This is a genomic window from Frigoribacterium sp. CF331 (genome assembly GCF_057787905.1).
This window is the reverse complement of the sequence record NZ_CM173545.1, coordinates 1,476,876-1,494,830: the sequence shown is the minus strand read 5'-3', so window position 1 is coordinate 1,494,830 and position 17,955 is coordinate 1,476,876. Positions and strand designations below refer to the sequence as shown.

The 17,955-nt window shown below is 70.5% G+C and carries 19 protein-coding genes and 1 tRNA gene; 5 read left to right on the top strand and 15 right to left on the bottom strand.

The window, feature by feature from the left end:
• Positions 1 to 17 precede the first annotated feature (17 nt).
• A complete protein-coding gene (locus AC3CCI_RS06995) occupies positions 18 to 332 on the bottom strand; it encodes a cell division protein CrgA (RefSeq protein ID WP_354593989.1) in 315 nt (104 codons plus the stop codon).
• A gap of 69 nt (positions 333 to 401) precedes the next feature.
• Here AC3CCI_RS06995 and AC3CCI_RS06990 point away from each other — a divergent pair, with 69 nt between their 5' ends.
• The 3 genes from AC3CCI_RS06990 to AC3CCI_RS06980 are packed head-to-tail and all read left to right on the top strand — an operon-like array spanning position 402 to position 1,977.
• Positions 402 to 1,178: a class E sortase gene (locus tag AC3CCI_RS06990; protein WP_354593990.1), complete on the top strand. Its 777-nt coding sequence runs from the start codon at positions 402 to 404 to the stop codon at positions 1,176 to 1,178.
• 2 nt (positions 1,179 to 1,180) lie between these two features.
• Complete coding sequence (locus AC3CCI_RS06985) at positions 1,181 to 1,342, top strand: hypothetical protein (RefSeq protein ID WP_488628528.1); 162 nt, start codon at positions 1,181 to 1,183, stop codon at positions 1,340 to 1,342.
• Positions 1,339 to 1,977, top strand: a complete 639-nt coding sequence (locus AC3CCI_RS06980) for an anthranilate synthase component II (RefSeq protein WP_488628527.1) — start codon at positions 1,339 to 1,341, stop codon at positions 1,975 to 1,977. Before AC3CCI_RS06985 ends, AC3CCI_RS06980 begins: the two co-directional genes overlap by 4 nt.
• An 18-nt stretch (positions 1,978 to 1,995) precedes the next feature.
• Here AC3CCI_RS06980 and pknB read toward each other — a convergent pair whose 3' ends face one another.
• From pknB to AC3CCI_RS06945, 7 genes are all read right to left on the bottom strand, one after another.
• On the bottom strand, positions 1,996 to 3,702 hold the full coding sequence (pknB, locus tag AC3CCI_RS06975; protein ID WP_488628526.1) for a Stk1 family PASTA domain-containing Ser/Thr kinase: 1,707 nt from the start codon (positions 3,700 to 3,702) through the stop codon (positions 1,996 to 1,998).
• 156 nt (positions 3,703 to 3,858) lie between these two features.
• Positions 3,859 to 5,640 carry a serine/threonine-protein kinase gene (locus tag AC3CCI_RS06970; RefSeq protein ID WP_354593994.1) on the bottom strand — a complete coding sequence of 594 codons (1,782 nt, stop codon included), beginning with the start codon at positions 5,638 to 5,640 and terminating at the stop codon, positions 3,859 to 3,861.
• The gene (locus AC3CCI_RS06965) at positions 5,637 to 7,112 is read right to left on the bottom strand and encodes a peptidoglycan D,D-transpeptidase FtsI family protein (RefSeq protein WP_488628525.1); all 1,476 of its coding nucleotides are present in this window, start codon (positions 7,110 to 7,112) and stop codon (positions 5,637 to 5,639) included. The genes AC3CCI_RS06970 and AC3CCI_RS06965 overlap by 4 nt, the downstream gene beginning before the upstream one ends.
• Positions 7,112 to 8,467, bottom strand: a complete 1,356-nt coding sequence (locus tag AC3CCI_RS06960) for an FtsW/RodA/SpoVE family cell cycle protein (RefSeq protein WP_354594097.1) — start codon at positions 8,465 to 8,467, stop codon at positions 7,112 to 7,114. Before AC3CCI_RS06960 ends, AC3CCI_RS06965 begins: the two co-directional genes overlap by 1 nt.
• 85 nt (positions 8,468 to 8,552) lie before the next feature.
• Positions 8,553 to 9,800, bottom strand: a complete 1,248-nt coding sequence (locus AC3CCI_RS06955) for a PP2C family protein-serine/threonine phosphatase (RefSeq protein ID WP_354593996.1) — start codon at positions 9,798 to 9,800, stop codon at positions 8,553 to 8,555.
• 6 nt (positions 9,801 to 9,806) lie between these two features.
• Positions 9,807 to 10,328, bottom strand: coding sequence for an FHA domain-containing protein FhaB/FipA (locus AC3CCI_RS06950; protein ID WP_488628524.1), 522 nt, complete (start codon positions 10,326 to 10,328; stop codon positions 9,807 to 9,809).
• Entirely contained in the window at positions 10,325 to 11,038 is a 714-nt protein-coding gene (locus tag AC3CCI_RS06945; protein ID WP_354593998.1) for an FHA domain-containing protein, read from the bottom strand. Before AC3CCI_RS06945 ends, AC3CCI_RS06950 begins: the two co-directional genes overlap by 4 nt.
• A gap of 108 nt (positions 11,039 to 11,146) precedes the next feature.
• On the opposite strand from AC3CCI_RS06945, the gene AC3CCI_RS06940 reads away from it, so the two are divergent.
• Both AC3CCI_RS06940 and AC3CCI_RS06935 read left to right on the top strand, forming a co-directional pair.
• Positions 11,147 to 11,230 (top strand) — tRNA-Leu (locus tag AC3CCI_RS06940).
• A 93-nt stretch (positions 11,231 to 11,323) separates the two neighbouring features.
• The gene (locus tag AC3CCI_RS06935) at positions 11,324 to 11,923 is read left to right on the top strand and encodes a hypothetical protein (RefSeq protein ID WP_488628523.1); all 600 of its coding nucleotides are present in this window, start codon (positions 11,324 to 11,326) and stop codon (positions 11,921 to 11,923) included.
• Between the two features lie 20 nt (positions 11,924 to 11,943).
• Here the strand turns inward: AC3CCI_RS06935 and AC3CCI_RS06930 are convergent, their stop codons facing one another.
• From AC3CCI_RS06930 to AC3CCI_RS06900, 7 genes are all read right to left on the bottom strand, one after another.
• Positions 11,944 to 12,432: a hypothetical protein gene (locus tag AC3CCI_RS06930; protein ID WP_488628522.1), complete on the bottom strand. Its 489-nt coding sequence runs from the start codon at positions 12,430 to 12,432 to the stop codon at positions 11,944 to 11,946.
• Positions 12,433 to 12,790: 358 nt separating this feature from the next.
• Positions 12,791 to 13,255, bottom strand: coding sequence for a GAD-like domain-containing protein (locus tag AC3CCI_RS06925; protein ID WP_488628521.1), 465 nt, complete (start codon positions 13,253 to 13,255; stop codon positions 12,791 to 12,793).
• Positions 13,256 to 13,294: 39 nt separating this feature from the next.
• Complete coding sequence (locus AC3CCI_RS06920; RefSeq protein WP_488628520.1) at positions 13,295 to 13,774, bottom strand: hypothetical protein; 480 nt, start codon at positions 13,772 to 13,774, stop codon at positions 13,295 to 13,297.
• Complete coding sequence (locus AC3CCI_RS06915; RefSeq protein WP_488628519.1) at positions 13,764 to 16,154, bottom strand: DNA/RNA non-specific endonuclease; 2,391 nt, start codon at positions 16,152 to 16,154, stop codon at positions 13,764 to 13,766. The genes AC3CCI_RS06920 and AC3CCI_RS06915 overlap by 11 nt, the downstream gene beginning before the upstream one ends.
• Positions 16,154 to 16,510: a DUF6507 family protein gene (locus AC3CCI_RS06910; protein WP_194595972.1), complete on the bottom strand. Its 357-nt coding sequence runs from the start codon at positions 16,508 to 16,510 to the stop codon at positions 16,154 to 16,156. The genes AC3CCI_RS06915 and AC3CCI_RS06910 overlap by 1 nt, the downstream gene beginning before the upstream one ends.
• Positions 16,507 to 16,872, bottom strand: a complete 366-nt coding sequence (locus tag AC3CCI_RS06905; RefSeq protein WP_488628518.1) for a hypothetical protein — start codon at positions 16,870 to 16,872, stop codon at positions 16,507 to 16,509. Before AC3CCI_RS06905 ends, AC3CCI_RS06910 begins: the two co-directional genes overlap by 4 nt.
• Entirely contained in the window at positions 16,862 to 17,953 is a 1,092-nt protein-coding gene (locus AC3CCI_RS06900; protein ID WP_488628517.1) for a DUF6177 family protein, read from the bottom strand. Before AC3CCI_RS06900 ends, AC3CCI_RS06905 begins: the two co-directional genes overlap by 11 nt.
• Positions 17,954 to 17,955: the final 2 nt, after the last annotated feature.

The following is a 17,955-nucleotide window of genomic DNA, read 5'->3' as shown; positions in this document are numbered from 1 at the left end:
AAGTTCGAAGGTGCGTTCTAGCGCCAGCGCGTGGTCATCAGGAAGCCGATGAACATGATGCCGAAGCCGACCGCGATGTTCCACGAACCGAGCGACGCCACGGGCAACGTGCTCTGGCTGACGTAGAAGACCACGATCCAGGCGAGCCCGACCAGCATGAAGCCGAACATGACAGGCTTGAACCACACGGGGTTCGGCGCGTCCTCTGCGGTGCGGGCGGGCTTCGTGCTGGAGTTCGTGTCTTTGGCCATGGCGCACAGTGTACCGTGGGCCGCTTTTCGGGCCTGGGAGGCCCGTGGCGTCGAGTCACCACCCGGCGGAGTTCTCCACATCCTCTCCACATGTCCTCCACAGAGGCGGGCACCGTCTCGGGGGGACGGGAGCCCATCTAGGATCGAGTCATGACCGACCACGGGGGCGACGCCCCGCGCGCACGACGCACGAGTCGGCGGCCACGACCCCGCGCCTCCTTCGTCAGCGTCCTCGGCGAGCTCTTGATCACGGCCGGCGTGCTCGTGCTGCTCTTCATCGGGTGGCAGCAGTGGTTCAACGACCTCGTCGTGGCCGACGAGTACAAGGGAGACGCGGCCCAGCTCAGCCAGCAGTTCGCGCAGTCCGCGACCGAGGCACCGGCCCCGGACGCCGAGGGGTCGTACGGCGAACCGCCCGCGGGGACGCCTCCGGCCGAGGCCGAGAAGTTCGCGAACTTCTACGTGCCGCGGTTCGGCGCCGACTACGCCGTGCCGATCGCGGGGGGCACGAGCACCGTGCGCACCCTGAACAAGATCGGCATCGGCCACTACGACGAGACCCAGATGCCCGGGCAGGTCGGCAACTTCGGCATCGCCGCGCACCGCACGACCTACGGCGCACCCTTCAACAAGATCGCCGACCTCCGAGAGGGCGACAAGATGTACGTCCAGACGCAGGACGGGTGGTTCACCTACTCGTTCCGCAACCTGCAGTACGTGCCGGCGACCCAGGTCTCGGTGCTCCAGCCCGTGCCCGACGCCCCTGACGTCTCGGCGGCCTCCGGTGACCGACTCATCACCCTGACGAGCTGCAACCCCATGTTCACCGCTCAAGAACGCATCGTCGCGTACGGCGTGTTCGACTCGTGGCAACCGCTGACGGCCGGCGCCCCCGCCGAGCTCGCGGCCGCCGGGATCGGAGGCTGACGATGTACTCCGCCCTGTGGCGTCTGCTGCCCGGCCCCTGGTGGGTGCGGCTGCTGCTCGTGATCGTCCTCGTGGCGGCGGCGCTGTTCGCCCTCGTCGAGTGGGTCTTCCCGTACGTGAACGAACTCCTGCCCGCACCCGACGTCACCGTGGAGCAACCATGACGCGCATCCTCGTCCTCGACAACTACGACAGCTTCGTCTACACCCTGAACGGCTACCTCCAGCAGCTGGGGGCCGAGACCGACGTCGTCCGCAACGACGCGTTCGACGCGGCCGAGACCGCCGACCGCATCGCCGAGTACGACGGCGTGCTGTTGTCACCCGGGCCGGGCACGCCCGCGGCGGCCGGCGTCTCGATCGACGTCGTGCACGCGGCAGTGGCGGCGGACAAGCCGCTGTTGGGCGTCTGCCTCGGCCACCAGGCCATCGCCGAGGCCCTGGGGGCCACGGTCACGCACGCCGACGAGCTGATGCACGGCAAGACGTCGAAGGTCGAGCACGACGACAGCGCGTTCTACGACCGCGTGCCGAAGCCCTTCACCGCCACGCGCTACCACTCGCTGGCCGTCGTGGACGAGACCGTCCCCGAGACGCTCGAGGTCACCTCACGGACCGTGGGCGGGGTCATCATGGGCCTGCGACACCGGTCCTCGCCGCTCTACGGCGTGCAGTTCCACCCCGAGTCCGTGCTCACCCAGGGCGGCTACCAGATGATCGGCAACTGGCTGACGGTGGCCGGACTGCCGGACGCCGCCGAGACGGCCACGGGGCTCGACCCGCTGGTCGACCTCGGCTGATCTCGGAGGCCGGCCGGCTCAGCCGGTGCAGATGCGGAGGGTGATCGCGGAACCCTGCGCGACGTCGCCGGGCGGGACGCTCATGCCCGACACGGTCTCGCCCGTGCACCCGGGGTCGGACTGAGGGGTGACCACCAGGCCCAGCTCGTCCTGGAGGGTCGTGATCGCCTCTTGGGACGGCTGGCGCGTGACGTCGGGCAGTTGCACGAGGCCGTTCGAGACGACGAGGTCGACGCTCGAGCCGAGGGCCACCTGGGCGGCCGCCGCGGGGTCGCTCGACAGGACGGACCCCTCGGGCACCGTGGGCGAGTAGTCGGTCTGCTGACGGCCGCGCTCGAGACCGGCGTCGGTGATCGCCTGCCATGCGGCGTCGACCGTCTGGTCGGTGACGTCGGGCATCGAGGTGAGCTCGGGCCCCGACGACACCGTCACCGTGACGGCGAACTGCTTGGGCACCGACGTGCCGGGCTGCGGGTCGGTCGAGATGATGTCGCCCGCGTCGACGGTCTGACTGGTGGCCTCGGCCCGGACGGCCGTCAGGCCGAGATCGTCGAGACGGGCCGACCCCGTCTCGAAGCTGACCCCGACGAGGTCGGGGATGCGGGACGACTGCGCGTTGTCGACCGTCGGCGGGGTGAGGTTGACGACCCAGAACACGACGGCCACGATGACGAAGGTGACGAGGACGATGCCCGCCCAGATCCACGCCACCGGGGGTCGCGTCTGGGTGCGCTGCGGTCGCCCGGTGTCGTCGGACTGGAGCTCTTTCAGCGCGGCCTCACTGCCGGCGCTGGCGTGCGGGTTGACCCCGAAGAGCGTGGAGCCGGCGTCGACGGCGTGCGGTCGCCGTGCCGGCGCGCGCCCTGCGGCCGCGGCCTCGAGGTCGTCACGGAACTCGGCCGCCGTCTGGAAGCGGTCGAAGCGGTCTTTGGTGAGGGCGTGCAGCACGACGGCGTCGAGTGCCGGGCTGACGGCACGTCGGACGGTGCTCGGCGGGACCGGGGGCTCGCTGACGTGACGGTAGGCGACCGCGACGGCGGAATCGCCCGTGAAGGGCGGCTCGCCCGTCAGCAACTCGAACAGCATGACGCCGGTCGAGTAGAGGTCGGTGCGGGCGTCGACCGTCTCGCCCCGGGCCTGCTCGGGGCTGAAGTACTGCGCGGTGCCGAGGATCGCCGTGGTCTGTGCGACCGTGGCGGCCGAGTCGCTGATGGCTCGGGCGATGCCGAAGTCCATGACCTTGACCTGGCCGGAGTTGGTCAGCATGACGTTGCCGGGCTTGATGTCGCGGTGGACCACGCCGGCCCGGTGCGAGTACTCGAGCGCGGTGAGCACGCCCGCGGTGATGCGGACGGCCTCGTCGGGCTCGAGCGGGCCCTCGGCGACGATGTCCTTGAGGAGGCGGCCCTCGACGTACTCCATGACGATGAAGGGCACGACCACGTCGAGGCCCCGGCTGTCGCGGACGACCTCTTCGCCGGCGTCGAAGACGCGGACGATGGTCGGGTGCGCCATGCGGGCCGCGGCCTGGGCCTCTTGCCGGAAGCGCGACCGGAAGGCCGGATCGGTCGCGAGGCTGGGCTTCATCAGCTTGACGGCGATCTTGCGACCGAGTCGGGCGTCGGTGCCGACGTGGACGTCGGCCATGCCACCGCGGCCGATCAGGTCACCGATCTGGTACCGGTTGGCGAGGAGATGGATGCTCTCTCTCACACCTTCAGCCACGCCTGTTCTCCCAACGACCCACCCCTGTCTGGCGACACGGTCGGAGCAAGTGTACCGGGGCGGACTCCCCCGGACTGGGTACGGGCCTCGGTCGCGGGGATGATTGTCAGTGCATCGTGACCCCGGCCGGACGAGCGTCCGGGGTCACGATCTGGTTCACTGCTGCGGGTCGTCGGTGGGGTCGGGAGCCGGGGTCTCGGTCGCCGGCGGGGCGGTGACCGTGACGGTCACGCCGGGCGAGGGCTCGGAGGCGATCTGGCCGCAGTTCGCCACGTAGCTGACCGTGAGGTTGCCGGCCGTCGAGGCCGTGACCGTCAGCGACGTCGCGTTGGCACCGAGACCGCCGGCCGCCTGGCCCGAGGTGTCGGAACCGCCGGTGATCGTGTACGAGTAACCCGTCAGCGAGTAGCCGGTGGGGCACCCCGTGTAGGCGGGCCAGCTGATCACCGCGCTGTCGCCGGCCTCGATCTCGCCCGGGCTCGCCGTCGGCGTCGACGGCTGGGCCGGCGTCGGGGCGGCCCGGTAGATGTAGATCGTGACCGAAGAGCCCTTCTCGAGGACTCCCGTGGGGTCGATGCTCGCGACGGTGCCGACCTGGTCGGGGCTCGGCGCGCTCGACCCGGCGTCCGCCGAGTCGACCTGCAGGTCGAGCTCCTCGAGGGCCGCCCGGGCGGCGGCCTCGGTCAGGCCCACGTAGTCGCCCGACGAGACGGTGACCGTCGAGGGCGTGGGCGTCGGCGTCGTCGAGGTGCGGCTGGGTGACGGCGCCGCGCTGGACGTCGTCGGCACCGGAGCCGGGTCGTCGGTGTCGCCCTGGGCGAACACGATGCCGACCACGAGGGCGACGACCGCCAGCACGGCGAGGACGATGAGCGGCCAGAACCAGGGGCTGCGCTTCTTCTTCTCGTCGAGGTCGTCGTCGTCGCGCAGGGCGTCGGGGTCGGCCGAGCCCGCGACGTAGCCCGCGGCCGCCCCGCCCGCGGCGCTCTGTGCCCTCGTCGCGAGGGGGTCGAAGAGCTGCGTCGTGGCGTCCTGGGCGTTGAAGGCCTGGGTGGGGGCGTCGACGGGCGTGTTCGCCGCGGCACCGATCGCCGGCACGGCGACGGTCGCCGCGGCGACGTCGCCGCGACGCAACGCGCGAGCCGCCTGCGCGAGGGCCGACGCGGTGGCCGGACGCTCGCCGGGCTTCTTGGCGATGCACGACAGGACGAGACGGCGCACGGGCTCGGACACCGTCGAGGGGAGGTCCGGCGGCTGCTCGTTGATCTGGGCCATGGCGATGGCGACCTGCGACTCGCCCGTGAAGGGGCGGCGCCCGGCCAGCGCCTCGTAGGCGACGATGCCCAACGAGTAGATGTCCGTGCTCGGCGACGCCGGGTGGCCGCTGGCCTGTTCGGGCGACAGGTACTGGACGGTGCCCATGACCTGGCCCGTGGCCGTCAACGGCACCTGGTCGGCGATGCGTGCGATGCCGAAGTCGGTGATCTTCACGCGGCCGTCGGGGGTGACGAGCAGGTTGCCGGGCTTGATGTCACGGTGGACGAGCCCCGCGGCGTGGGCGGCCTGCAGGGCGGACGCCGTCTGCGCGACGATGTCGAGCACCTTGTCGGTGGGCAGGACGCGATCGCGCTCGAGGACGGTCGACATGGCCTCGCCGGGGACGAGCTCCATCACGAGGTAGGCGCTGCCCTCTTCTTCGCCGTAGTCGAAGACGTTGGCGATGCCCTCGTGGTTGACGAGCGCGGCGTGGCGCGCCTCGGCACGGAATCGCTCGAGGAACCCGGGGTCTCCGAGGTACTCGTCCTTGAGGATCTTGATGGCGACCGTGCGGCCGATGACGAGGTCGGTGGCTTCCCACACCTCGCCCATGCCGCCGATGGCGACTCGGGTCGACAGCTGGTAACGCCCACCGAAGGTGACTCCGCCGGATGGTCTCATTTGTTCAGCACCGCCTCTAGTACTTTCTTCGCGATCGGTGACGCGACACTGTTGCCGAATGCGGACTGCCCTCGACCGCCGCCGTTCTCGACGACGACGGCGACCGCGACCTCGGGGTCCGCCGCGGGTGCGAACCCGGTGAACCAGAGGGTGTACGGATCGCCGGGGCCGTTCTCGGCCGTCCCTGTCTTGCCGGCGACGTCGACGCCGTCAATTCTTGCATTGCTCGCCGCACCGTTCGCGACGTCCTGCACCATCATGTCGGTCATCGTGGCCGCAGTCTGGGAGCTGATGGGCTTGCCGTACTCGGACGGGGAGAAGTCCTCGACCGGGCTCAGGTCGGGGTTGAGGACGCTCTCGATCAACGTGGGGTTCATCTCGGTGCCGCCGTTGGCGATGGCCGCGGAGACCATGGCCATCTGCAGGGGGGTCACCCGGTCGGAGCCCTGTCCGAACGACTGCAGCATGAGGGTGGCGTCGTTGATCGCCTGCCCCTTCGAGTCCTCGATCGGGAACTGGCTCGGCGTGACGGCCTGGGGGATGCCGATCGAGTCGTCGCCGAAGCCGAACTTCTCGGCCTGCGCTTGCAGGGCCTCGGCCCCGAGGGCCTGACCGAGCTGTGCCATGGGGATGTTGCACGACAGTCGCAGCGCCGTGGCGATGGTCGCCGTCTCGCCGCCACCGCAGCTTCCGCCCTCGGCGTTGTTGATGTCGGTCGTCGTGCCGGGCAGCGTCAGCGTCGACGGGTTGGGGAACTCGCTGTCGGGCGTGTAGTCGCCGCTCTCGAGCGCCGCGGCCGTCGTGATCAGCTTGAACGTCGAACCGGGTGCGTAGAGGTCGCCCTGGATGGCCCGGTTCTGCAGCGGTGCCGAGGGGTCGGCGATCAGGGAGTCGTAGGCGTCGGTGACGGTCTGGCGGTCGTGGCTGGCGAGCGGGTTCGGGTCGTAGCTGGGCTTCGACACCATCGCGAGGATCTTGCCGGTCTGAGGATCCATCGCGACGACCGCACCCGAGTTCGAGCCGAGGGCGTCGTAGGCGGCCTGTTGCACCGTGGGGTCGAGCGTCAGGTTGACCGTGGCGCCCTCGGGGTCCTGACCGGTCAGGAGCGAGTTCACCTGATCGAAGAACTGCGAGTTCGCGTTGCCCGTGAGGTAACGGTTCATCGCGTCCTCGATGCCGCGTGAACCCTGACCCAGCGTGTAGTAGCCGGTGACGGGCGCGTAGAGGTCGGGCTGCGAGTAGGTGCGCTGGAACTCGTACTGGTCGTCGACCGGGGTGGACTGCGCGACGGCCTGCCCGCCGACCAGGATGGGGCCGCGCTGTGCCGAGTAGCTCTCGAGCAGGGCGCGGGAGTTGCGGGAGTCGGCGTTGAGGGCGTCCGCCTGGAACGCCGTGATGTACGTCGTCGAGAGGAAGAGCGCGACGAACATGGCGAGCACCACGTAGCTCACGCGTCGGAGTTCTTTGTTCATCAGCCGATCACCAGCCTCGGTTGGTCGCGGACGGAGTCGGACAGTCGCAGCAACAGGGCCACGATGATCCAGTTGGCCACGAGCGAGGAGCCGCCCGCGGCGAGGAAGGGGGCCGTCAGGCCGGTGAGCGGGATGACGCGCGTCACGCCGCCCATGACCACGAAGACCTGGAGGGCCACGACGAAGGCGACGCCGACGCCGAGCATGCGGCCGAAGTCGTCCTGCCCCACGAAGCCGATGCGGAAGCCGCGCGAGACCAGCAGCAGGTAGAGGGCGAGGATCGCGAAGAGGCCGGCGAGGCCGAGTTCTTCACCGAGCGACGCGAAGATGTAGTCGCTCTCGGCGAGGGGCGTCGTCTCGGGCCGGCCCTGGCCGAGACCGGTGCCGATCAGGCCGCCGTTGGCCAGGCCGAAGAGGCCCTGCACGAGTTGGAACGACCCGCCGACGGCGTCGTACTCGGACTGGGCGAACGGGTTCAGCCAGGCCGCGAAGCGCCCCTGCACGTAGCCGAGGAACGTGCTCGCGACGAGTGCGCCACCGACGAAGAGGCCGAGGCCGAGGATGATCCAGCTGGCGCGCCCGGTGCCGACGTAGATCATGACGAGGAACAGCCCGAAGTACAGCAGCGAGGTGCCGAGGTCGCGCTGGAAGATCAGCACGCCCATGGCCACGAGCCAGACGATCAGGATCGGCCCGAGGTCGCGCGGCCGGGGGAACCGCATGCCGAGGATCTTCGGCCCCATGAGCGACAGGTTGTCGCGGGCGGTGACCAGGTAGCCGGCGAAGAAGATCGCCAACGTGATCTTGGCGATCTCGCCCGGCTGGAACGAGAACGGGCCGATGTCGATCCACACGCGGGCGTTGAGGCCCTCGCGGCCGATGCCGGGCAGCAACGGCAGCAGCAACAGGACGATCGAGACGAACATGGCGATGTAGCGGTACCGCGAGAGCACGCGGTAGTTGCGGATGACCAGCAGCACGCCGAGGGCGATGACCATGGCGAGGACGGTCCAGACCATCTGCTTGATGCCGAGCGCCGCCCAGCCCTCGCGTCCCTCGGCCAGGTCGAGGCGGTAGATCATCGAGATGCCGATGCCGTTGAGGGTCACGGCGATCGGCATGACGAACGGGTCGGCCTCTCGGGCCACGACCCGCAGCACCACGTGGAAGATCAGGGCGAGCCCGAGCACCATCGACCCGGCGATCAGCACGGTGGGGTCGACCTCGCCGGTCGCACCGAGCTGGACCAACACCATCGCCCCGGCCGCGACGCCGCAGGCGATCAGCAGCATGAGCAGCTCGAGGTTGCGGAGCCGCGCGGGTTCGCGCAGGCGCAACGAGATCGCCTGCGTCATGTTCGTGGGACGCGAGGCCTTCGCGGACGACCCGCGCGCGCCTCCGGGGCGTCCGATGACCTCGGTGGCGTCGCCGCCCGGTGCGTCAGGGGTTGCTGGCATCGGCCAACCTCTCGACGATCGCCCGGGCGTCCGCGAGGGAGCCGGCGTTGATGGTGTCCCCGACGGTGGTCTGCGTGTAGTTCGGCAGGTCGTCGACCCGGACGTCGGTCGTCTCGTAGACGCTCGACAGGCTGATCGGCCCGAGGCTCTGTTGCACGCCCTTGTAGATGACGACGGTGCCGCGCTCCTCGCCCACGTAGTAGTGGTCTTGGGTCCACTGGTAGGTGAGCAGCAGGCCCGCCACGAGCGCGGCGACCGCCACGACCAGGGCGGTCAGCCAGGTGATGCGGCGGCGCCGGCGACGTCGTTTGTCTTCGGCGATGAGCTCGGCGAGGTACTCGTCGCTCTCGGGCTCGAAGTGGCTGTCCTCCGGCGTCGTGGCGACCTTGAGCGGGTGCAGCAGGATCGTCGGCAGGCGCAGCTGCTTGCGTCCCGCGTCGCTGTCGAAGCTGAGGGGCGCGGCGGCCGAACCGACCGTGACGGGTTCGTCGAGGGCCGAGTCGCCCGACTCGTCGACGTCGACGATGACGACGGTGACGTTGTCGGGGGCGCCGTGGTCGAGGGTCTCTTTCACGAGGCGCTTGGCGGTCTGCTCGGCGTCGAGGCCCATGGCCAGCGCCTTCTTGATGCGCTCTTCGGCGAGGTAGCTGCTGAGGCCGTCCGAGCAGATCAACCAGCGGTCGCCGGGTTGCGTGCCCAGGGTCGCCGTGTCGATCTCGGGCGCGGCGTCGACGTCGCCGAGCACGCGCATCAGCACGCTGCGTCTCGGGTGCACCGCGGCCTCTTCGGGCGTGATGCGGCCGCTGTCGACCAGACGCTGCACGAACGTGTGGTCGGCGGTGATCTGGCTGAGTTCGCCCTCGCGGAACAGGTAGATGCGCGAGTCGCCGATGTGGGCGACCGCCATGCTGTCGCCGACGCGCAGCATCGCGCTGACGGTCGTGCCCATGCCGGTGAGCTCCTGGTGCTCGAACACCGTCTCGGCCAACAGCTGGTTCGCCGCGATCAGCGACGACTGCAGCGCGAACTCGGCGTCGCCGGGTGAGGTGTAGACGCGGTCCGTCTCGCGGATCCGCCGGATCGCGATGGCCGACGCCACGTCGCCGCCCGCGTGCCCGCCCATGCCGTCGGCCACGACGAACAGTTGCGTGCCGGCGTACCCGCTGTCTTGGTTGTTGGAGCGGATCTTGCCCACGTTGGACAGGGCGGCACTCTTGGCGTGAGTCGTCATGAGTGCCTACCGTCGGAGCTCGAAGCTCGTCTGCCCGATCGTCACGGTCGTGCCCGTGGGCACGGGGGTGGGGACCGACACGCGCTCACCGGCGAGGAACGTGCCGTTGGTGGAGTCGAGGTCTTGCACGACCCAGCGGCCGTTCCAGAGCATGAGGCGCGCGTGGTGGGTCGAGGTGTAGTCGTCGCGGATCACGAGGTTGCTCTCTTGCGACCGGCCGATGGTGAGCGGCCCGTCGCCGAGCGGCATCTCGAGTCCGGCCTTGGCGCCCTTCGTGATGACGAGGCGCGTCGCCCGGCCGTCACCCTGCGGTGTCGGCGCCGGTGCGACGGGCGCCGGGCGGGGAGAGGGAGCAGGAGGCGCGGTGGCGGTCGAACTCGCCCCGCCGGGTGTGGCGTCGGCGGGCATCTTGCGCGCCCGCTGCCCGAAGAGGTCGCTTCGCAGCGCGAACACGATCACGAAGACGAACAGCCACAGGACGGCCAGGAAGCCGAAGTGGAGCACCAGCAGGGTGAGGGCTGAGGTCATCGTCGGCCACCCGTCGGGTCGGGCCCGTCGAAGGGGTCGGGCGTCGAGGACTGGGGGAGCACGCGGAACACGATACGCGTCCGGCCGATCTGGATCACCGAATCGGGCTGCAGCGGCGCCTTCGTCAGAGGGTTGCCGTTGAGCTTCGACCCGTTGGTCGAGCCGAGGTCGCGCACCTGTGCCCGCGAGCCGTCCCACAGGATCTCGACGTGCTGACGGGACGTGCCGGTGTCTTGCACGGTGATGTCGGCGTCGCTGCCCCGGCCGATGATGGTGCGGGCACCGCTGAGCTCGCGGCGCCTGCCGTCGATCTCGACGAACGGCTTCCACTGCACCTCGCCACGCAGGTTGCGCGAGTCGACCGACATGATGCCGACGCTGAGCGAGTCGTCCTCCCGGAGGCGGATGCCGAGCGGGCCGGCGAACTGGTACCCCTGCGCCGTGGCGTGCCGCTGGGTGAGCTGCGTCAGCTCGTCGATCAGGGCCGGACCGATGCCGGACATCTTCTCGTAGTCGATCGGGGCGAGGCGCACCTGGAGCTCGTTGGGCACGAGGATGCGGTCACGCGAGACGACCGCCGCCTTGGTGTCGAGCTCGCGACGCAGCGCGTTCGTGATCTCGAGTGGTTGCACGCCCGAACGGAACGTCTTGGCGAAGGCGCCGTTGACGGCGCGCTCCAGCCCGCGTTCGAAGTTGTCGAGCAGTCCCATGGGTCTCCAGGTTCGGGGTCTCTGGTCGCCCGATCTTAGCCCGAACGAGTGAAAGGTACTCACCGGTGCTCTTCCGGCCGTCCGACGCGTGCTAAAGTCTACGAGTTCGCGCGAGTGGCGGAATTGGCAGACGCGCTGGCTTCAGGTGCCAGTGCTCGAAAGGGCGTGGGGGTTCAAGTCCCCCCTCGCGCACGAACGTGAAGGCTCACCTCCGGGTGGGCCTTCTCTCTTTCTCGGGCCCGTCTCCGGGCCTGCTCACCGGCCCGCAGGTGCTTGGCTGGTGCCATGAGCCAGCAGAGCGGGGTCGTGTTCGCGTTCGACGAGGTGCTCTTCGACGAGTTGCCGAAGAACCCGTGGGTGCCCCGCAACCAGGGCATCGTCGTCGACTCCGACCGCCGCGTGGTGGGTCGCCGCGACGGCGTCGTGGTCAGCGTCACCGACCTGCCCCCGGTGTACGCGCACGCCGACATCGGGCCGAGGGTCAGCAGCATGCAGTCCTTCGTCACCGTCGGCGACCACGTCTCGTGGATCGTCCGGACGATCGAGGGCACGCGGTTCACCTCGGCCGCCGACGACCTCGACGAGGAGGCGCGGTTCGAGATCGCGACGGACGCCACGCTCCACGGGTTCCTCGACGACCTCGAGTGCATGGTCATCGCCGACCTGTCGGACATGCGATTCGGACAGGACCGCGAACTGACGCGCTGCCGCCTCGAGCCGACCCGCGCCTCCGGAGGGCCGGTCGCCTGGGCTCTCGTCGTCGAGGGCACGGGGCACCGGATCGAGTCGGACACGGTCGAGGCCGCCGAGTTCGTCGGCCGGCAGCTCAACGACATCGCGATCGACGGCGACCCGCTCGCCCTCGAGGCCGTGCTGCCGCTCTGAGGCGTCTCGGCCCGCAGGCCTCATCGTCCTCGGTCGTCACCGTGTTCGCGGCCGACCAGGTCGTGGCGGGTCGGTGCACCGGCGAGGATGGCGGCCAGCCAATCGGGGGTGTTCTCGGGGGTGCGGGGGAACTCGTCGAAGTCGGCTCGGTACGCCTCGGCGGCGAAGTGGCCCAGTTCGGGTTCGTTGTCGTAGTCGAATCGCGTGCTGAGTTTCCCTTCGGCCGTGACCGTGAACCAGGCGGTGAACCATGTTCCTGCCCCCGGCCTGTACATGGCCTCTCTGAGTTCACGAGCACGGAGGTTGGAGTCTCTCTTGCCCATGACGGAGTCGTCCGTCCCGTCCGGGCGGTAGAGGCGCTTCTTTCCGGAGGAGACACCACCGGCGATGCTGATCTCGGCCTCGATGCGATCGAAACCCGGGGCGATCTCGCCATGGAGGGCCAGCCCGACCTCTCTCAGTGCAGAGCGCTCTTGCTCGAGCCCGGGCGGGTTCTCTTGCTGTGTCACGACTCGGGTGCTCCCTTCGACTCGTGTGCCCGACCGCCGCCGACGACAGGCATGCCGTGGGGCTCCGAGTCGCGAGCGGACGGCACGGGCCCGAGCACTCCTGAGTCCGCCAATTCTCTCGAGGTCGTGAGGCACGCCTCGAGGTGGGCATCGGGCGATGTGCCACCTCCGACGAGGATCAGGGTCCCGCCCGTCGTCGACTGCTCGGTCGCGACCGACAGCCCCACCTCACGTGCACGTGGATGCGAGCATGCGGCGTCTGTGCGGCTGGCGTGAGTCACGGGAGCGGGCCCGCGACGGAGGAGATCAGGAGGACGTGCTCGCGCATGTCGACGACCCCGAGGGACGCAGCAGATCGTCAGCCTCCGAGGGCGAGCAGCGGGCTGAAACCGAAGCATTCGTCGGCGCGGGGTACCCCGAGACGCTCCCGCGCCTCCGGGAAAGGGCTCCAGTCGAAGTAGTCGGGGTCGGCCAGGAACGACTCGTAGCCGAGGATGACGAGGAGCGTCGAGAGCCTGTTGGCGATGATCCGGCTCGTGCCCTGTCGGAATTCGAGGAGGTGCGCTCGGCCGTCGAGCCAGACGACCAGGTCTCCGAGGGCGGACGACATCAGGGGCATGGCCGCCGCGAATCGAGGTGCGACCTCGGCGAGGACGTCCTGCCACGCGGTGGGGTCGACGATGCGCAGGTACCCGTCAGCCGTCGCGCCCAGCCCGTGGTCACGCCACAGGGCCACGACGTCGTCGGGCAGACGCTCGACAGCGGCGTCGAGGCTGGCGGAGGACAGTGGAGGTCCGGGCATCAACGGCGACGGCTGCGTCACGCGACTCCACCCTTGTTGCTCGAGTCCATGTCACGCCTCTCAGACGGGACCCTCGTCACGGCCGACGAGGTCGTGCCGGGTGGGCGCACCCGCGAGGATCGCGGCGAGCCACTCGGGCGTGTTCTCGGCCGTCCGGGGAAAATGCTCGAAGTCGGCACGATAGGCCTCGGCCGCGAAGTGACCGATCTCCGGCTCGTGGTCATAGTCGTATCTCGCGCTGAACTTGCCGGTGTCGGTGACGGTGAAGACAGCCGTGAACCATGTTCCTGCTCCAGCCTTGTGCATCATCTTCCTGAGGTCCCGTGCTGTCTCGAAGGTCGTCTCGTCAGGCAGTGCGTAGCCTTCGCTTCCGTCGGGACGAAGCAGGACGGTCTCGCCTGCCATGACTCCGCCCGCCATGCTGGTCTTCATGACGATGCGGTCGAACCCTTGGGGAAGCAGACCGAAGAGTTGGACTCCGATCTGCCGCAGGATCGCTCGCTCGCCCTCGAGGCCATCGGCCTTGTCGTCATCGGACATTCGAGTAGAACTCCTGTCTGGGAATCGATCCCTCGGCATGGAACACGGCTTGGAAGCTGGCGGGAACGGTATTCGTCCCGGAGTACCGGGGTCTGACGCTGAGCGTGATGACCGCGCGATCGGAGGCACCGGCGAGCTGACGGATGTCCCTCTCGAGGTTACCGAAGGAATGCCCGGCTCCGCGGTTCACCTCCTGCAGCATCGGCACGATGTTGATCTTCTCGCCGCCGCCGCTGAACACGTTGGCCAGGAGGTGGCCCCCCTCGTACCCGACACCGCCCTCCTTGCCGATGCGCTTCTGCACCGACTCGGACCGGTCGGCATCGCCGAGCTGAAGATCGTCGAACTCGGCGAGCACCGTGCGGCTGGCGTGGTCGGTGACGTAGACGTGCTTTCCACCGACGACGTAAGTAGTGTCCGCGGCGGGCTTCATGAGGTCGTAGTTCAGGTTGCCCTTGCCGCCGTACTCGGTCTCGACGTGGACGATGCGACCTGTCGCGTCGGTCGAGAACACGCCCCGGCCGGGCACCGTGTACGCCGTGTCCGGGGCGAGGACCTGACCGTGGGCGAACGGCTTCTGCTTCGTCGGCAGGTCGGAGCCGGAGACCGTGACGTGGTGCTCGACGGTCGGCGTGGGGTGCGGCGTCGGACCGGTTCCCGGGGTGTCCGTTCGCGGACCGGGCGTCTCGTCCGGGCCGAACAGGTCGAGGTCGTCGACATCGGCACCGCGGCCACCGTCTGCTGGCCGGTCCGGGATGGCGTCGCCACCGTCGACAGGGCCGTCCGCGCGACTTGCGTCGCTCGACCCGGCACCGTCGGCTCGCCCGGCATCGGCCGCCCCTCCGCCGTCGCCACGTTCGAGCAGCGTCGTGCCGCCCGATCCGGGGTCGGCGGCGCGGGCGGCACCGGCGGCCGGGTCGGAGCCGGTGCCACCACCCGCGTGGGCGGACGCGTCGGCGTGCGTGGGGGACGCGGCCCGCGCCTCCTCGGCTGCTCGACCGAGGTCGCCGTGGTCGGCGAAGTCCTCGAGCTTCGACAGGGACCCGAAGTCGACCTTCTCGCCGGCCTTGAGGGCGCCGGTCAGGCCGGAGAACTCGACCTCGGTCATGCGGTCGAGGGCGGCCATCGTGTCGGTCAGGCCGTCGAGGTCGTCGAGCTTCGACAGGCCGCTGCCGTGCTCGCCGAACTCGGCGACGAGGTCCTCGACCCGCGCCAGGCCCTTCGGCAGGTGCGACGCGTCCTCCGCCACCTCGGCCAGCCGGCCGGTCAGCGTCGCCGCCCGGGCCGCGCCCGACCCGACCTTGAGGCCCGCTCCGACCTGGCCCGCGCCCGGGATGAAGAACGAGGCGACGTTCGCCACGGCGAAGGTGCCCGCGGCGACCGGGTCCTCCTCCCACTGCTCTGGCGTGCCGACGATGCCGCCGACCAGGCCGTCCATCGTCTGCTTGTAGTTGTCGCGGAGGCCGCGCAACGACTCGGGCACGGCCGAGTCGGGCAGGTTCGCGAGGGCGGGCGCCGCCGGGAAGGCCACCGTGATCGCGAGGGCGCCGAGACCGGTCAGCATGCCGGTCCAGGCCTCACCGGCGAACGACCAGTCGTGCTTCCAGCCGTTCGCGGCGTCGAAGCCGACGAGCGATACCGTGCCCTCGACGAAGCTGGTGCCGAACTCGACCAGTCCGTCGCCGACCGACTCCTGGCAGGACCGTTCGCCCTTGCCCTGGGCGCCCCACGGATTGTCCTCCGCGGCGTCGAGCTGCTCACCCGTGACGGCGGTCTGGGGAGCCACGCAGAGGTCGTCGCGGAGGGCGTTGACGCCGTTCTCGAACTCGACCCGGGCGGCGTCGATCTTCGCGATCTCGGCGTTGTACTGCGACTGCAGCTCGTTGTTGCGCTCGACCGACGGCGTGTGCTCGTTCCACGGGATGGTCGTCTCGCCCTGGCCCTCGAGCACGACCGGGACCCCGCCGTTCATCTGGCTGGCCTGGAAGAGCGGGTTGTCGGGGTCGTAGAAGTCGAGCGTGACGCCGCCGGCGACCGAGGCGCGGAAGGCGTTCGCCTCGGTGACGAGCTCCTTGATGCGCGCCACGGGTGCCGTGACCGCCTCGGCCAGCGTGTCGAGCAGGTCGGCCACGGTCGAGAGCTTGCCCGCAACGACCTCGGCGTCGGTGCGCACCGGGTCCATCGAGGCGAACAGCTGCGGCCCCTCGGGCGCGGTGTACGACGCGGACAGTCCCGACCAGTCCGTCACCACCGCCTCGGCGTTCGTCGTGACCGCGGTCGACGTCGACTTGTAGCTCGCCGCCGACGACGCGATCGACTCGGGCACGATGTCGAGCCCGTAGAACTCGGACGGGTCGATCAGCGACCCCTTCGTCGCCATCAGCGGCCCCCCTCGAAGAAGCTCAGGTCGCCCGACCCGGCGGCCTGGATCGCGGCGGACTGCGTCTGCGCCGCCATCTCCTCGTCGCCGTTCACGTAGGCCAGGGTCGCGTCGCCGGCCCCGGTCGCGCAGGCGAGGATGCGCGCGTTGATGCCCTGCACGCGAGACGCCTCGGACGAGATCAGGTCGACGACGGCCACGGCCGACGACACGAGGATGTCGCTGCCGACCCCGGCGTTCAGCTCGCCCTGGGCGGTGTCGACGCCCGTGAAGGTCGCCGCGAACGTCTCGGCCGAGGCCTGCACCTTCGTCAGGACGCTCACCACGCCGTCGGTCTGGATGCTCCACGAGCTCATCGGTCGTCTCCTGTCGTCACGAGGGTGCCCTGCACGTCGTCGGCCAGGCGTCGGGCCAGCGCCTGGGTGAGCGGCCCGCCGAAGGGGCCGTAGGCCTCGGTCCACCACCGGTCGGTGGCGGGGCCGTCGGAGGACGCCGGGTCGGCGACCGGCAGGCCGAGGCCGCGCCGCGCCTCCCAGGGGTCCTCGAGCTGCGTGCTGCGCAGCACGGCGAGCACCAGCCCCTCGGTCGACGCGATCTGGATGCCGCCGCCCTGCCAGAGGCGCCCGGCACCGAGGCCGCCGTCGACCGCCGCGGCCGCGGTCACGACCTCGACGGCCGTCACGGGCTCGGGCGACAGGATCACGAACTCACGGGGCACGGCGCACCCCCGGAGGGACGAGCGCGTCGGCGACGACGCCCGGGCCGATCGCGTCGAGGGCCGCCGCGAAGCGCTGCCACCGGGTCGCGTCGGCGCCGAACGGCACCACGAGCGAGGGGGTGCGGGCGTTGCCCGTCGTGGTCCCGCCGTGCTCGGCGGCGAACGACTCCGCGTCGAGGCCCAGGCTCCGCACGGCCCGGGCGCCGACCACCGCGGCGAGGGGCTGCGGCGTCGTCGGCCGGTAGGGCGTGATGGTCGCGTCGGCCGCGCCGCGCAGGCTCCACGCCGTCGCCAGCAGCACCTGCTGCCTCTCGGACAGGCTGCGCAGGGCCGAGGAGGCGCGGGTCGCGTCGTCGACGCCGGTCGCCTCGGGCAGCGCGAACAGCAGCCGCGTCTCCTCGGTCAGGCCGGTCTCGCTGCGCGCGATGCGGATCGTGCCGGTCCAGACCGTGCCGTCGGGTGCGGAGCCCGCGACGTGCACCCGGGAGTCCCGCGGCATGCGGGCCCGGGCCAGGGCCGTGAGGCGACCGCGGTCCCAGACGGTGGCGGGGGGTTCGGAGGTGCCCCACACGGTGGGCGCGACGCCCGCGACCGCGGTGACCAGCGCCTCCGTCGTCGAGCCGGTCAGGGCTTCGGCTCGCGCGGCGTGGTGCACCGCCACCGAGAACTGCAGCCACGGGCGCATCGCCTCGTCCGACGGCTGTGGCAGCGTCGCGAGCTCGGCCTCGGGGGCCGTGACCACGGCGGCGCGCCCGACGGGGTCGGACAGCGGGTCGAGCAGCGCCTCGTCGTACGAGGCGACACGGGCGCCACCGACGGCGTGACGGAGCCCGCCCTCGGCGTCCCTCACCAGCCAGGCACCGGCCAGCAGGCGCAGTGCCTGGTACAGGGCCCAGCTGAGGCGGGCGTCGTCGTGGGTCACCACGACCACCCGCACGCCGGCCCGCGTGGCGTCGGCGAGCAGCGCCTGTCGCCCCGAGGTCAGCCCGACGACGGGGGCCGTGCTGATCGTCGCGATCCAGCCCGGCCCGCTCGCGTCGGCGAGCGGGTGCGGCAGGGTCGTCGCCCGTGAGTCGCTCACGG

Coding starts and splice junctions, on each gene's coding strand:
- AC3CCI_RS06995 (WP_354593989.1), bottom strand. CDS start 332: ATGTGGAGAACTCCGCCGGGTGGTGACTCGACGCCACGGGCCTCCCAG.
- AC3CCI_RS06990 (WP_354593990.1), top strand. CDS start 402: ATGACCGACCACGGGGGCGACGCCCCGCGCGCACGACGCACGAGTCGG.
- AC3CCI_RS06985 (WP_488628528.1), top strand. CDS start 1,181: ATGTACTCCGCCCTGTGGCGTCTGCTGCCCGGCCCCTGGTGGGTGCGG.
- AC3CCI_RS06980 (WP_488628527.1), top strand. CDS start 1,339: ATGACGCGCATCCTCGTCCTCGACAACTACGACAGCTTCGTCTACACC.
- AC3CCI_RS06970 (WP_354593994.1), bottom strand. CDS start 5,640: ATGAGACCATCCGGCGGAGTCACCTTCGGTGGGCGTTACCAGCTGTCG.
- AC3CCI_RS06965 (WP_488628525.1), bottom strand. CDS start 7,112: ATGAACAAAGAACTCCGACGCGTGAGCTACGTGGTGCTCGCCATGTTC.
- AC3CCI_RS06960 (WP_354594097.1), bottom strand. CDS start 8,467: ATGACGCAGGCGATCTCGTTGCGCCTGCGCGAACCCGCGCGGCTCCGC.
- AC3CCI_RS06955 (WP_354593996.1), bottom strand. CDS start 9,800: ATGACGACTCACGCCAAGAGTGCCGCCCTGTCCAACGTGGGCAAGATC.
- AC3CCI_RS06950 (WP_488628524.1), bottom strand. CDS start 10,328: ATGACCTCAGCCCTCACCCTGCTGGTGCTCCACTTCGGCTTCCTGGCC.
- AC3CCI_RS06945 (WP_354593998.1), bottom strand. CDS start 11,038: ATGGGACTGCTCGACAACTTCGAACGCGGGCTGGAGCGCGCCGTCAAC.
- AC3CCI_RS06935 (WP_488628523.1), top strand. CDS start 11,324: ATGAGCCAGCAGAGCGGGGTCGTGTTCGCGTTCGACGAGGTGCTCTTC.
- AC3CCI_RS06920 (WP_488628520.1), bottom strand. CDS start 13,774: ATGTCCGATGACGACAAGGCCGATGGCCTCGAGGGCGAGCGAGCGATC.
- AC3CCI_RS06915 (WP_488628519.1), bottom strand. CDS start 16,154: ATGGCGACGAAGGGGTCGCTGATCGACCCGTCCGAGTTCTACGGGCTC.
- AC3CCI_RS06910 (WP_194595972.1), bottom strand. CDS start 16,510: ATGAGCTCGTGGAGCATCCAGACCGACGGCGTGGTGAGCGTCCTGACG.